Raw genomic sequence first — 13320 nt, 5'->3', positions numbered from 1 at the left:
AGGTTTAGACAGAGAAGAGAGGTTTAGACAGAGTGACGTTTTCGATAACCATCGAGAAAGCGCGCGATACGGTTGATCGAGTCGGCGAGATCATCCACGTTCGGCAGGAACACCACGCGGAAATGATCGGGCGTCGGCCAGTTGAAGCCGGTGCCCTGCACAAGCAGCGTGCGTTCTTCGAGCAACAGATCCGTAATGAACTGCTGGTCGTCGACAATCGGATACATCTTCGGGTCGAGCTTCGGGAACATGTACAGCGCCGCCTGCGGCTTCACGCAACTCACGCCGGGAATCGCAGTCAGCATGTCGTAAGCAAGTTCCCGCTGCTTGAACAGGCGGCCGCCCGGCACGATCAGGTCGTTGATGCTCTGGTAACCGCCGAGCGCCGTCTGGATGGCATATTGCCCCGGCACGTTCGCGCACAGGCGCATGGAGGCCAGGATGCCGAGCCCTTCCATATAGTCATGGGCGATGCGGCGGTTTTCACCCGTCAGCCCGGAGATGAACATCCAGCCCGCGCGATACCCGCAGGCCCGGTAACTTTTCGACAAGCTGTTGAACGTGACCGTCAGCACGTCTTCGGACAATGCCGCGACCGCCGTGTGCTTGCGGCCGTCGTAGACGATCTTGTCGTAGACCTCGTCGGCGAAAATGATCAGGCCGTGCTTGCGCGCGATCTCGATCATGTCCTTTAGCAACTCGTCCGAATACAGCGCGCCGGTCGGGTTGTTCGGGTTGATGATGACCAGCGCCTTCGTATTCGACGTGATCTTCGAGCGCAAGTCGTCCAGATCGGGCATCCAGCCGGCCGATTCGTCACACAGATAATGCACCGGCGTGCCGGCCGACAAGCTTACCGCGGCTGTCCACAGCGGGTAGTCCGGCGCAGGCAGCAGCACTTCGTCGCCGTCGTTAAGCAGGCCTTGCATGGCCATCACGATCAGCTCGGACGCGCCGTTGCCAATATAGATGTCGTCCAGTTCCACGCCTGCCACGCCTTTTTGCTGGCTGTAATGCATGATCGCCTTGCGTGCGGCGAACACGCCCTTCGAGTCCGAATACCCCGACGACGTGGGCAGGTTGCGGATCATGTCCTGGATGATCTCGTCCGGCGCGTCAAAGCCGAACGACGCAAGGTTGCCGATATTGAGCTTGATGATCCGGTGGCCCTCGTCCTCCAGCCGCTTCGCGTGCTCGAGCACGGGTCCGCGAATGTCGTAACAGACATTCTGCAATTTATTGGATTTTAGAATCGGTTTCACGGCGGGAAAGCTCACTGGGTTACTGGGAATCAGGCTCTGGACCAGGAAAAATCGGCAAATAAAGTTAACAAGTCAGATCCGCTGACTCGGCGCACCGCAGGCCACGCCGGTGTTTTCGCCCGGCGTTCAAGACGCAGAGCGCAAAACGAGTCGAACCGAGACGTCAAACGGACCGGACACCGCGCAGAAACGTTAAGTAGCGACGCGGAACAGGCAGTCTAGCGAAAATGCGCCGGATAGAGGCAGGTTTGGGCGGAATCGTGTGAGCTTATGGCCATCAGGCCAAGGCAAAACGCCGCGTTTTGCGTGTCGAGAAGCAGCTTGTGGCAGCACGCGATGCAATGCGCCGCCCCGGGCTCGCAACCCGCCGGCGGCTGAAAAGTTATAATTTAGCGGATTATCCGTGACTTTCGCAATGCGCCACCGGTAGCCGCGTGCACATTGGCTTCATCCAGGTGCTCGCGCGAGCCCGTGAAAGCTGCATTGCGCGCCAGGGCGTCCCGTTGTCACAGGCCCCTCGCGCAGTCACCTCTCGCCATCAACCCGCCTGTCGGAATATCGATTTGAAATTACATCAGGAAGCCAGCGGCGCGCTCAACACCATCACGAGTTACGGCGCCGATTACGTCGCGATCAATCTGCAACGCCACGAAGGCAGCATCATTGTGATGCCGGAAACGCCGGTGATCGCGTGGCCCGTGTCGTCGTTCGACGCGCTGACGCCGGAAGATTTCGACGCGCTCATCGCGATCGCACCTGAAGTCGTCGTGTTCGGCAGCGGCGCGCGCCTGCGTTTTCCGCATCCGCGACTCATCGCGAAGCTCTCCCGGCAACGCATTGGGGTGGAAACAATGGATTTCGGCGCCGCATGCCGTACTTACAACATTCTCATGTCGGAAGGCCGCTGGGTCGCGGCTGCGCTGCTGATCGAGGCGTAATGGAGACGTAGCCGAGGCGTGCCGGCGGAAGTCAAGCGCATGCCGGCGCAAACGCCGCGGCAACGCGCGAGAGCGGATTCGGCGCGCCAGTGCGATAAACTGCCGCCCGGCGTCGATGCCGGTACGGGTATCGGCACTGGTAACGCCTGTTTTCTGTGCACCGCCCGATGACGCTCACGCCCGCAATCGTGCGCCGGTCGGCGAAGCGCACAATGACTGGCCGTTTGGCTGGCTTGCGCGCCCGGTCGTTGCAGAGGAACCTGCATGGGCTGGCCGGACACCGGGTACGCGGCGAGTTTGCCGCAAGCGTGTCTGTTAAGCCGCCCTTAAGCCCCAATGCGCCAAACTCGAGCCCCCCATGAATTTTGCTAGCGCCGCGAAAGCGGCATCGGACAGGTCGACACTCATGAACGATACGCCTTACCGGCTACCGCTCACCCGCCTCTCGCTTTTATTGCTGATCGCGGCACTCGCCGTGATCTGGTTCGCCCCGCTGGGCTTGCGCCATCTCGTCCCGAGCGACGAAGGCCGTTACGCGGAAATGGCGCGCGAAATGTTCGTGACCGGCGACTGGATCACGCCGCGTTACAACGGCTACAAGTATTTCGAAAAACCCCCGCTGCAAACCTGGGCGAACGCACTGACGTTCGCGTGGTTCGGTATCGGCGAGTGGCAAGCGCGCCTTTATACGGCGTTGACCGGCTTTGCCGGCGTGCTGCTGATCGGCTACACCGGGGCGCGGGTGTTCAATGGCGTGACCGGGTTCTGCGCGGCCGTCGTGCTCGCGACGTCGCCGTACTGGAACCTGATGGGCCATTTCGACACACTCGACATGGGCCTGTCGTTCTGGATGCAACTCACGCTCTGCAGCTTGCTGCTGGCGCAGCGTCCGAACCTGCCGGCGCGCGAGGTCCGGATCTGGATGTGGCTGTGCTGGACCGGGATGGCGCTCGCGCTGTTGTCGAAGGGGCTGATCGGCCTGATCCTGCCAGGTGCGGTGCTGGTGCTCTATACGCTGATCGCGCGTGACTGGGCCCTCTGGCGGCGCCTTTACATCGGCAGCGGGCTGATCCTGTTCCTCGTGATCGCCACGCCGTGGTTCGTGCTGGTCCAGATGAAGAATCCGGAGTTCCTGAACTTCTTTTTCATCGTGCAGCAATTCCAGCGCTATCTGACCCCCGAACAGAACCGTCCGGGTGCGTTTTATTACTTCGTGCCCGTGCTGATTGTCGGATTCCTGCCCTGGCTCTCCGTGGTGTTCCAGAGCGTGCGGCATGCGCTGAAGGTGCCGCGCCAGCCGAACGGCTTTGCACCGGTCATGCTGCTCGTGGTCTGGTCGGTGTTCATCTTCCTGTTCTTCAGCGCGTCGCATTCGAAGCTGCTGTCGTACACCCTGCCAATCGCGCCCGCCATTGCATTGCTGATCGCGATCTACCTGCCCTTGCTCACGCGCGCGCAGTGGCACCGGCATTTGACCGGATACGCGGTATTTCTCGTGGTGGCGGCATTTGGCGCGATCTTCCTCGGCCGGATGGGCGGCGGTAACACGCCCAACGCGCTGTACAGGGAATTCCAGGTCTGGGTGTACGCCGCGCTCGGCGTGGCCTTCGTGGTGACGCTTGCCGCCATCTGGCTCAACCGGCGCAGTTCGATCGGCGGCGTGGTGTTGCTGGGAACCGCCTGGCTGCTGATGGGCACGATCGCCGGCACCGGCCACGAGGTGTTCGGCCGCGAAAGTTCGGGCGTGCAACTGGTGCCTGCGGTGAAAGCCGCCATGGCCAGATTACCTGCCGACACGCCGTTCTATTCGGTCGCCAAACTCGATCACACCATGCCGTTCTATCTCGGCCACACCATGATCATGGTCCAGGAACCTGACGAGCTGAAATTTGGGGTCACAACGGAACCCCAAAAGTGGGTGCCGACCATTGATGAGTGGATTCAGCGCTGGGATGCGCAACCCTACGGCCTTGCGCTGATACCGCCCGGCCGGTATGACGAATTGCTGGCGAAGCACGTGCCCATGCAGGTGATTGCTCGGGACGCCCGAAGGGTGATTGTCGAAAAACCGCAGCCTTGAAACAATGGCGCCGCCCGTTGACCGGATCACCGGGCGCCAGCGGATATAGAAGCCGGAGACGCTACGAAGCCTTGCGCCTCGCGGCGCTCCGCTAAAAAACCCTATTACGGCCGACGATGAACCCGATATCCTTTATTTGCATCATCACCGGCGTCATGCTGAACGCCGGTGCGCAGTTGCTGCTCAAAGCAGGCGTGAACGCCGTGGGCCATTTCGAGTTCACGCCGGGGAACATCGTACCGATCGGTTTCAAGATCGCGACGCAGTGGCCGATCATCGGCGGACTGACCTGCTACGTGTTCAGTGTGGTGGTGTGGATTGTGGGATTGTCACGGGTCGACGTCTCTATCGCCTACCCCATGCTCTCGCTCGGATACGTGGTGAACGCGTTCGCGGCGTGGTATTTATTCGGCGAAGTCCTGACATTGCAGCGACTGGTCGGTATCGGCATTATCCTGATCGGCGTCGTGATCCTGACGCGCGGTTGAGGGTTCCGGGCGTACCTGAGCGTACCTGGGTGCGCCTGAACGAAGCTGAACCCGGCTGACACCGTGATTCAAAGACTGTGTTTCAAAGATCTCACCGTTCCTTTCCTTCGCAGAGCTTCCATGACCCAGAACGTGCCTTCTAAAACGCTTCCCTTTCTGCCTTTCGTACGCGCCGAGATTGACGAAGAGACGATTCAGGGCGTCGTCGACGTTCTGCGTTCCGGCTGGATCACGACCGGCCCGCAAAACCAGCAGTTCGAAGCCGAACTGTCCGCCTACTGCGGCGGCCGCCCGGTGCGCACGTTCAATTCCGGCACGGCGACCATGGAAGTCGGGTTGCGTATAGCCGGCGTGGGCGAAGGCGACGAAGTCATCACCACACCCATGACCTGGGTCTCGACCAGCAATGTGATCATTGAAACAGGCGCTACACCGGTGTTCGCGGATATCGACCCGGTCACGCGCAATATCGACCTGGACCTGCTCGAGAAGGCCATTACGCCCCGTACCAAGGCAATCCTGCCGGTGTATCTGTCCGGTTTGCCCGTGGACATGGACCGGCTGTACGGCATTGCACGCGAGCATGGCCTGCGCGTGATCGAAGACGCGGCGCAGGCGTTTGGAGCATCGTGGCGCGGTCAGAAGATCGGCGCATTCGGCGACATTGTCTCGTTCAGCTTTCACGCAAACAAGAACGTCACGTCGATCGAAGGCGGCGCGCTCGTCCTGAATAACGAGGAAGAAGCCGTGCTTGCGCAGAAGTACCGGCTGCAAGGCATCACACGCACCGGCTTTGACGGCATGGACTGCGATCTCCTCGGTGGCAAATATAATCTCACCGACGTCGCCGCCCGCGTTGGCCTGGGTCAGCTCAAGCACGTGGAGCGTTTCACGGAACAACGCCGGGAACTGGCGCGCGCATACTTTGAGAGTTTCGCGAACGGCGCGGCCGTGCGCATGGGCGTGCAATTGCCGGTGGCGAATTTCACCGACAGCAACTGGCACATGTTCCAGATCGCGCTGCCGCTAGAGCGCCTGTCGCTTACGCGCTCGGCGTTCATGGGACTGATGAAGGAACGCGGCATTGGCACGGGCGTGCATTACCCGGCGCTGCACCTGTTCACGCTGTATCGCGGACGTGGGTTCCACGAAGGCATGTTCCCGCACGCCGAAAAATACGGCGCGTCAACGGTCACGCTGCCGCTCTTCACCCAGATGAACCAGGACGACGTGAAACGCGTCGTGCATGCAGTCGATGAAATCTGCGCGGCGCACGCCATTTAAGGCATGCGAGTCACGTAGGCAATACGGCACGCCCAGCACGCTAAAGTATGCAAGTCATGCAACGTACGCGGATCGCACGGCAAAACAAGAACCACATTTTTCACCACGGACATCTAGCGGAACCATCGTCAACATGAGTCAAACGGATTTTCTGCCGACCGGCCCGGAATTAACGGTCGTGGTCCCGGTGTACAACGAAGAAGAAGGCCTCGCGGCACTCTTCTCCCGCCTGTATCCGGCGCTTGATGCACTCGGCGCGACGTATGAAGTGATCTTCATCAACGACGGCAGCCGCGACAAGTCGGCGGCATTGCTCGGCCAGCAGTTTCGCGCGCGGCCGGACACGACCCGCGTGATCCTGCTGAACGGCAACTATGGCCAGCACATGGCCATTCTCGCGGGCTTCGAACAATCGCGCGGGGAATGCGTCATTACGCTCGACGCCGACCTGCAGAACCCCCCCGAGGAAATCGCCAAGCTGCTCGAGAAGATGCGCGAGGGTTACGACTACGTCGGCACGATTCGCCAGCAACGCCAGGACAGCTTCTGGCGCAAGAAGGCCTCGCGGCTGATGAACCGGCTGCGCGAACGCATCACGCGCATCAGGATGACCGACCAGGGCTGCATGCTGCGTGGTTACAGCCGGCACATCATTGACACCATCAACCGCTGCGGTGAAATCAACACCTTCATTCCGGCGCTGGCCTATACCTTCGCGCAGAACCCGATTGAAATCGACGTCGCGCACGAAGAGCGCTTCGCCGGGGAATCCAAGTACTCGCTGTACAGCCTGATCCGCCTCAACTTTGATCTGGTGACCGGTTTCTCCGTCGTGCCGCTGCAGTGGTTGTCGTTCATCGGCGTGATCCTGTCGGTCGGGTCCGCGGGCCTGTTCCTGCTGCTGTTGGTTCGACGCTTCATGTTCGGCGCGGAAGTCGAAGGGGTGTTCACCCTGTTCGCTATCACCTTCTTCATGCTCGGCGTGATCATCTTCGCGCTTGGGCTGCTGGGCGAATATATCGGCCGGATCTATCAGCAAGTGCGCGCGCGGCCGCGTTACCTGGTGCAGACCATCCTGGAAGAGCGCGACGGCAAGCCGGCGCGGACCATGCCACGCCAGGAAGCGGTAGCAGCAATCAGCCGCGAGGTCGATCCTCTATGAGGTCGCTATGAACCCGGCGGTTAATTCCACAAGCACTACAAACGCTGCAAACCCTGCAAGCCCTGCAAACGCTCCACGCGCGAAGCCTCGCGCGGTGGTGTTCGCGTATCACAACGTTGGCGTGCGCTGCCTGCAGGTCCTGCTCGCGCGCGGCGTGGAAGTCGCGCTGGTCGTCACGCACGAAGACAATCCTGACGAGAACATCTGGTTCGGCAGCGTGAAATCGGTGGCGGCGGATCATGGCATCGCGGTCATCACGCCCGCCGATCCCAAGTCGCCCGAACTGCGTGAGGCAATCAGCGAACTCGCGCCGGATTTCATCTTCTCGTTCTACTACCGGCACATGCTGCCGGTCGGGCTGCTCGCGCTTGCGGCGCGCGGCGCGTACAACATGCACGGTTCGCTGTTGCCGAAGTATCGCGGGCGCGTGCCCACCAATTGGGCCGTGCTGAACGGAGAAACAGAAACGGGTGCGACGCTGCACGAGATGGCGGCCAAACCGGACGCCGGAGCCATCCTCGGCCAAACGCCCGTGCCCATTCTCCCTGACGACACCGCGGCGCAAGTCTTCGACAAAACCACCGTCGCCGCCGAGCAAACCTTGTGGCGCGTCTTGCCGGTCTTGATCGCAGGCGAAGCGCCGCATTTGCCGAACGACCTCACCAAGGGCAGCTACTTCGGCGGCCGGAAGCCGGAAGATGGCCGCATCGACTGGTCGCAAACGGCGCAGCAGGTCTACAACCTGATTCGCGCCGTCGCGCCGCCGTATCCGGGGGCTTTTACGGACATCGGCCAGCAGCGCTTTATTGTCGCGCGGGCCCGTCTCGCGCCCGAAAACGGCCTGCCGGACGTCGCGGCCGAAACCCTGCGTGAGGTCTCGAATTTGCCCCCTGGCCTGCACGTGAAGGATAATGCGCTGTTTGGCGTATGCGGGGACGGCCGCGTCGTCGCCATCCGTGAATTGCGGCAACCATTCGTGGACGAAAACCAGACTCCCGCCGGCGGCGAACGCGTCGTCAGTCCCGCCGAATTCGGCCGACTCACTCAATCACTTCCTCATTCATGAAAAAAGTCCTGATCCTGGGTGTCAACGGCTTCATTGGCCACCACCTCTCCAAGCGCATTCTCGAGACGACCGACTGGGAAGTCTTCGGCATGGACATGCAACGCGACCGTCTCGGCGACCTCGCCAATCACGAGCGCATGCATTTCTTCGAAGGCGACATCACGATCAACAAGGAATGGGTCGAATATCACATCAAGAAGTGCGATGTGATCCTGCCGCTGGTCGCTATCGCCACGCCGGCCACCTACGTCAAGCAGCCGCTGCGCGTGTTCGAACTCGACTTCGAAGCGAACCTGCCCATCGTTCGTTCAGCCGTGAAATACGGCAAGCACCTGGTGTTTCCATCCACGTCCGAGGTGTACGGCATGTGCACCGACGAGCAATTCGATCCCGAAGAATCGCTGTTGAGCTATGGCCCGATCAACAAACCGCGCTGGATCTACGCGTGTTCGAAGCAGTTGATGGACCGCGTGATCTGGGGTTACGGCATGGAAGGCCTGAACTTCACGCTGTTCCGTCCGTTCAACTGGATCGGCCCGGGCCTCGACTCGATCTACACGCCGAAGGAAGGCAGCTCGCGCGTGGTCACGCAATTCCTGGGTCACATCGTGCGCGGTGAAAACATCAGCCTCGTCGACGGCGGCGCGCAAAAACGTGCGTTCACGGATATTGACGACGGCATCGGCGCGTTGATGAAGATCATCGAAAACAAGAACGGCGTGGCGACGGGCAAGATCTATAACATCGGTAATCCGAGCAACAACTTCTCGGTCCGTGAACTCGCCAACAAGATGCTGAAGCTCGCGAACGAGATCCCCGAATACGCTGAAAGCGCAAAGACGGTCCAGCTCGTGGAGACGTCGTCAGGCGACTACTACGGCGCGGGTTATCAGGACGTGCAGAACCGCGTGCCGAAGATCGACAACACGATCCAGGAACTCGGCTGGAAGCCGGTCGCGACCATGGACGACGCGTTGCGCAAGATTTTCGAAGCGTATCGCGGCGACGTGGGCACGGCGCGGCGCCTTGTCGAAGACCAGTCCTAAGGACGGCGCGTGGCTCGCATTGTTCTGAAAATCGACGTCGATACCCTGCGCGGCACGCGCGAAGGCGTGCCGAATCTCGCGCGCCTGCTCGACAAATACCACGCCCGCGCGACCTTCCTGTTCAGCCTCGGACCCGATCACACTGGCTGGGCATTGCGCCGCGTGTTTCGTCCGGGGTTTCTCAAGAAGGTGTCGCGGACGTCGGTGGTCGAGCATTACGGCATCAAGACGCTCATGTATGGCGTGCTTCTGCCGGGGCCGGATATCGGCCGCCGTGCGGTTGCCGAAATGCGCGCGATTCATGAAGCTGGGTTCGAGTGCGGCATCCACACGTGGGATCACGTGTACTGGCAGGACAATGTCCGTGCCGGCAATCGTGAGTGGACAGCCAGCCAGATGCAGCGCAGCCACGCGCGTTTCGTCGAGATCTTCGGCACGCCGCCTGTCACGCACGGCGCAGCGGGCTGGCAGATGAACGGCTACGCGTTCGAACAGATCGATGCCTGGGGCATGAAATACGCCTCCGATGGTCGTGGCCACACGCCCTACATTCCCGTACTCGACGGCCGAACGCTGAATCACGTCCAGATGCCCACCACGCTGCCTACGCTGGATGAAATCCTCGGTGTGGATGGTGTGGACGTGAGCAATGTGGCTGCGCATTTGCTTGGCCTCACGTCGAAGCAGGCTCACGACCAGGTCTTCACGCTGCACGCCGAACTGGAAGGACAAAAGCTGGCCACGGTATTCGAGCAATTGCTGGCCGGCTGGAGCGCGCAAGGTCATGGTTTCTGCACGATGGGCGACTATCATGCGACGCTGGACCGCGCGACGCTGCCCACGTACCCTGTCGCGTGGGGCGAGATTCCAGGCCGCGCGGGCGAGTTGATACTGCAGCCAGACTGACGCGCTGCCGGCCTGTTTTCGCGCCTGGTATCTGTCGCGGGCTCGGCCGGACGGGTACAGCCCTTCGCGGATCTGCACTACCGTTCCAACGTGCTCGCTCTCCAGAAATTGGCGCCCGAGCCACGCGTCTACCGATAACAGCAACCATGTTGCATGGGACCGGAGTAAGCGCTAAAGCGCCAACTCCGGTCGACCGCAAACACTTTGCATGGGACCGGAGTAAGCGCTAAAGCGCCAACTCCGGTCGACATAGGAGAAACTTCGTGCCGATCGCCGTCGATCAACCCGTTCCCGATTTCACCGCGCCCGCAACCGGCGGCGACTTTACGCTGTCGTCCTTGCGAGGCAAGAAAGTCGTGCTGTTTTTTTATCCGAAAGACAATACGCCGGGCTGTACAACGGAAAGCCTGCAGTTCCGTGATCTCTATGCGCAATTCAAGAAGGCGGGTGCTGAAGTGATCGGTATCTCGCGTGACAGCGTGAAATCGCACGACAACTTCAAGGCCAAGCTGGAACTGCCATACACGCTGGTATCCGATTCCGACGAGGCTATCTGCACGCTCTTCGGTGTCATCAAAATGAAGAAAATGTATGGCAAGGAAGTGCGCGGAATCGAGCGTTCGACCTTCCTGCTGGACGCGAAAGGGGTGCTGCGCCGGGAGTTCCGTGGCGTAAAGGTTCCAGGCCACGTGGAGCAGATTGTAGAAGCTGTACAAGCGCTTTGAGGCACGTTATATTGATTCGCAATGAGCGCTTGCCCTTCCCTCCATTTCTCTTTGCGTAGCGTCCGGTGTTTCGCGGTTTTCCCCGCGACCGGCACGGGTACCCGCTACACGCCACGCCTGGAATCCAGGGGCGTGGTGGAAGTTGAAAGGCGCTTTGAAGCAGGCGCTGTCGAGCCGCTGGTCCCATCGTCCGGGACAGCGGCTTTTTTGTTTGCGGACGCTCCCTTACCTCCAGCGTGTGCGCCCTGGGCGTCCCGCGCCGTCCGTGCGTTTCATCCCCGTTTTCTTCAGGACGCAACTTCCAAGGAGCCGATCGAAATCTAGGCGAACCGGCGTTTTCGAAACCGAAGCGCGTCTCCGGACGCAAACTGCATCGACGTCCAGCCTTCTGGCCTGAAGACCTGACCGTTGGCATAACGCAGGATGCGACAGGCGACGCACGACATACGATCCGAATCCTATCGAGGAAAACCATGCCTTTGCCTACCGCACCCGTCAAGCTCGGCAACCTCCTGCCGTCTGAAGAATACAAAGCCAAAGCCCGGCCTGCCCGATCATCAAAAAAGCAGGCAAGCGATGGCGATCTGGTTGAAACCGAAACCGAATTTGGCGCGAGCGTCGGCGCTTCGCGGCCTGCTGCCGCGAACACCGCCAATACCTTGCGCGCCATAGCAAGCGAGACGCTTGCGAACGCATCCAAAGGCTCAGCGGTAGAAGCCTCTGACGCAGCGCCCGCCGCGCGCACCCGCCGCACGAAACAAACTGCGGCGTTGCTGCAACCCGCCGCTGCGCCGGCCGAACAGGTCGAAACCACGCCGGCAGTCGCACGCACGCCGGTCGAGGCGCGTGAACGCGCGCCTTCGCGCTCCGAGGCACCGGCCGCGCCCGTGGCTAACGGCGTTCAGCCGCGTGGCCAACAGAAGCGCCGCACGCGTGGCCAGCCGGACAACGAGATCGGCAAGCTGTTCGTGCTCGACACGAACGTGCTGATGCACGATCCGTCATCGCTGTTCCGGTTCGAGGAACACGACGTCTATCTGCCAATGATGACGCTCGAGGAACTCGACAACCACAAGAAGGGCATGTCGGAAGTGGCGCGCAATGCGCGTCAGGTGAGCCGCACGCTGGATGCGCTGGTGGCGCACGTCGGCGAGATGGCCGCCGGGTTGCCGTTGTCCGCGCTGGGCAATCGCGATGCAACCGGCCGCCTGTACTTCCAGACCACGCTGACCGACATTGAACCGGTCGAAGGCCTGCCGGTCGGCAAGGCCGACAACCAGATTCTCGGTGTGGTTCGCGCGCTGCAGAAGGAACGCACGGATCGGCAGGTCGTGCTGGTGTCGAAAGACATCAACATGCGCATCAAGGCCCATGCGCTCGGCCTGCCCGCTGAAGATTATTTCAACGACCAGGTGCTGGAAGACAAGGACCTGCTCTATTCCGGCGTACGTGCGTTGCCTTCGGACTTCTGGACGAAACACGCGAAGGGCATGGAAAGCTGGCAGGACACCAAGACGGGCACGACGTATTACCGCGTGACCGGTCCGCAGTGCGCGTCCATGCTGGTGAACGAGTTCGTCTATTTCGAGCCGCAGAACGGTGAACCGTCGTTCTACGGCATCGTGCGCGAGCTGAACGGCAAGACGGCGCTGCTGCAAACGTTGCGCGATTACAGCCATCACAAGAACAACGTGTGGGGCATTACGTCGCGCAATCGCGAGCAGAATTTTGCGTTGAACCTGCTGATGAACCCGGACGTGGATTTCGTCACGCTACTGGGTCAGGCCGGTACCGGCAAGACCTTGATGGCATTGGCCGCCGGCCTCGCGCAAGTGCTCGACGACAAGCGTTATAACGAGATCATCGTGACGCGTGCAACGGTTCCGGTTGGCGAAGACATCGGCTTCCTGCCGGGTACGGAAGAGGAAAAAATGCAGCCGTGGATGGGCGCATTCGACGACAACCTCGAAGTCCTGCAAAAGACCGACGACGCCGCCGGTGAATGGGGTCGCGCCGCCACGCAGGAACTGATCCGGTCGCGCCTGAAGGTGAAGAGCATGAACTTCATGCGCGGGCGGACCTTCGTGGACAAATACGTGATCATCGACGAAGCGCAGAACCTGACGCCCAAGCAGATGAAAACGCTCGTCACGCGCGCCGGTCCGGGCACGAAGATCGTGTGTCTGGGCAATATCGCCCAGATCGACACGCCGTATCTGACGGAAGGCAGTTCGGGCCTGACGTACGTAGTCGACCGCTTCAAAGGCTGGACGCATAGCGGTCACGTCACGCTTGCACGTGGCGAACGGTCGCGATTGGCAGATTACGCGTCCGAGATTCTTTAACTATCGGCACGATTTGAA

The 13320-nt window shown here is 60.9% G+C and carries 11 protein-coding genes; 10 read left to right on the top strand and 1 reads right to left on the bottom strand.

Annotated elements, in window-relative coordinates; translation table 11 throughout:
• Nucleotides 1–23 precede the first annotated feature (23 nt).
• Nucleotides 24–1262: a pyridoxal phosphate-dependent aminotransferase gene (locus AWB69_RS35975; RefSeq protein WP_197500393.1), complete on the bottom strand. Its 1239-nt coding sequence runs from the start codon at nucleotides 1260–1262 to the stop codon at nucleotides 24–26.
• 563 nt (nucleotides 1263–1825) lie between these two features.
• Between AWB69_RS35975 and AWB69_RS35970 the strand changes: the two genes are divergently transcribed.
• The 10 genes from AWB69_RS35970 to AWB69_RS35925 all read left to right on the top strand — a co-directional run bounded on the left by AWB69_RS35970 (nucleotide 1826) and on the right by AWB69_RS35925 (nucleotide 13302).
• The gene (locus AWB69_RS35970; RefSeq protein WP_062091556.1) at nucleotides 1826–2200 is read left to right on the top strand and encodes an Mth938-like domain-containing protein; all 375 of its coding nucleotides are present in this window, start codon (nucleotides 1826–1828) and stop codon (nucleotides 2198–2200) included.
• A 406-nt stretch (nucleotides 2201–2606) separates the two neighbouring features.
• Nucleotides 2607–4280 (top strand): glycosyltransferase family 39 protein, encoded by a 1674-nt coding sequence (locus AWB69_RS35965; RefSeq protein WP_062091582.1) that lies wholly within the window; start codon nucleotides 2607–2609, stop codon nucleotides 4278–4280.
• Between the two features lie 116 nt (nucleotides 4281–4396).
• The gene (locus tag AWB69_RS35960; RefSeq protein WP_062091555.1) at nucleotides 4397–4768 is read left to right on the top strand and encodes an SMR family transporter; all 372 of its coding nucleotides are present in this window, start codon (nucleotides 4397–4399) and stop codon (nucleotides 4766–4768) included.
• Nucleotides 4769–4888: 120 nt separating this feature from the next.
• On the top strand, nucleotides 4889–6052 hold the full coding sequence (locus tag AWB69_RS35955) for a DegT/DnrJ/EryC1/StrS family aminotransferase (protein WP_062091554.1): 1164 nt from the start codon (nucleotides 4889–4891) through the stop codon (nucleotides 6050–6052).
• A gap of 133 nt (nucleotides 6053–6185) precedes the next feature.
• Complete coding sequence (locus AWB69_RS35950; protein WP_062091553.1) at nucleotides 6186–7214, top strand: glycosyltransferase; 1029 nt, start codon at nucleotides 6186–6188, stop codon at nucleotides 7212–7214.
• Between the two features lie 7 nt (nucleotides 7215–7221).
• A complete protein-coding gene (locus AWB69_RS35945; RefSeq protein WP_082913742.1) occupies nucleotides 7222–8280 on the top strand; it encodes a formyltransferase in 1059 nt (352 codons plus the stop codon).
• Complete coding sequence (locus tag AWB69_RS35940; RefSeq protein ID WP_062091552.1) at nucleotides 8277–9326, top strand: bifunctional UDP-4-keto-pentose/UDP-xylose synthase; 1050 nt, start codon at nucleotides 8277–8279, stop codon at nucleotides 9324–9326. The genes AWB69_RS35945 and AWB69_RS35940 overlap by 4 nt, the downstream gene beginning before the upstream one ends.
• Nucleotides 9327–9335: 9 nt before the next feature.
• Nucleotides 9336–10232 (top strand): polysaccharide deacetylase family protein, encoded by an 897-nt coding sequence (locus AWB69_RS35935; RefSeq protein WP_062091551.1) that lies wholly within the window; start codon nucleotides 9336–9338, stop codon nucleotides 10230–10232.
• Between the two features lie 263 nt (nucleotides 10233–10495).
• On the top strand, nucleotides 10496–10957 hold the full coding sequence (locus AWB69_RS35930) for a peroxiredoxin (RefSeq protein WP_062091550.1): 462 nt from the start codon (nucleotides 10496–10498) through the stop codon (nucleotides 10955–10957).
• Between the two features lie 473 nt (nucleotides 10958–11430).
• On the top strand, nucleotides 11431–13302 hold the full coding sequence (locus AWB69_RS35925) for a PhoH family protein (protein ID WP_062091549.1): 1872 nt from the start codon (nucleotides 11431–11433) through the stop codon (nucleotides 13300–13302).
• Nucleotides 13303–13320 lie beyond the last annotated feature (18 nt).

It is taken from the genome of Caballeronia udeis (assembly GCF_001544555.2).
GTDB classification, from domain to species: Bacteria; Pseudomonadota; Gammaproteobacteria; order Burkholderiales; family Burkholderiaceae; genus Caballeronia; species Caballeronia udeis.
This window is presented reverse-complemented; position numbering and strand designations above follow the sequence as displayed.

What these genes read in the sequence shown, in the direction of transcription:
- AWB69_RS35965 (WP_062091582.1), top strand. Translation starts at nt 2,607, where the DNA reads ATGAACGATACGCCTTACCGGCTACCGCTCACCCGCCTCTCGCTTTTA.
- AWB69_RS35960 (WP_062091555.1), top strand. Translation starts at nt 4,397, where the DNA reads ATGAACCCGATATCCTTTATTTGCATCATCACCGGCGTCATGCTGAAC.
- AWB69_RS35955 (WP_062091554.1), top strand. Translation starts at nt 4,889, where the DNA reads ATGACCCAGAACGTGCCTTCTAAAACGCTTCCCTTTCTGCCTTTCGTA.
- AWB69_RS35950 (WP_062091553.1), top strand. Translation starts at nt 6,186, where the DNA reads ATGAGTCAAACGGATTTTCTGCCGACCGGCCCGGAATTAACGGTCGTG.
- AWB69_RS35945 (WP_082913742.1), top strand. Translation starts at nt 7,222, where the DNA reads ATGAACCCGGCGGTTAATTCCACAAGCACTACAAACGCTGCAAACCCT.
- AWB69_RS35940 (WP_062091552.1), top strand. Translation starts at nt 8,277, where the DNA reads ATGAAAAAAGTCCTGATCCTGGGTGTCAACGGCTTCATTGGCCACCAC.
- AWB69_RS35925 (WP_062091549.1), top strand. Translation starts at nt 11,431, where the DNA reads ATGCCTTTGCCTACCGCACCCGTCAAGCTCGGCAACCTCCTGCCGTCT.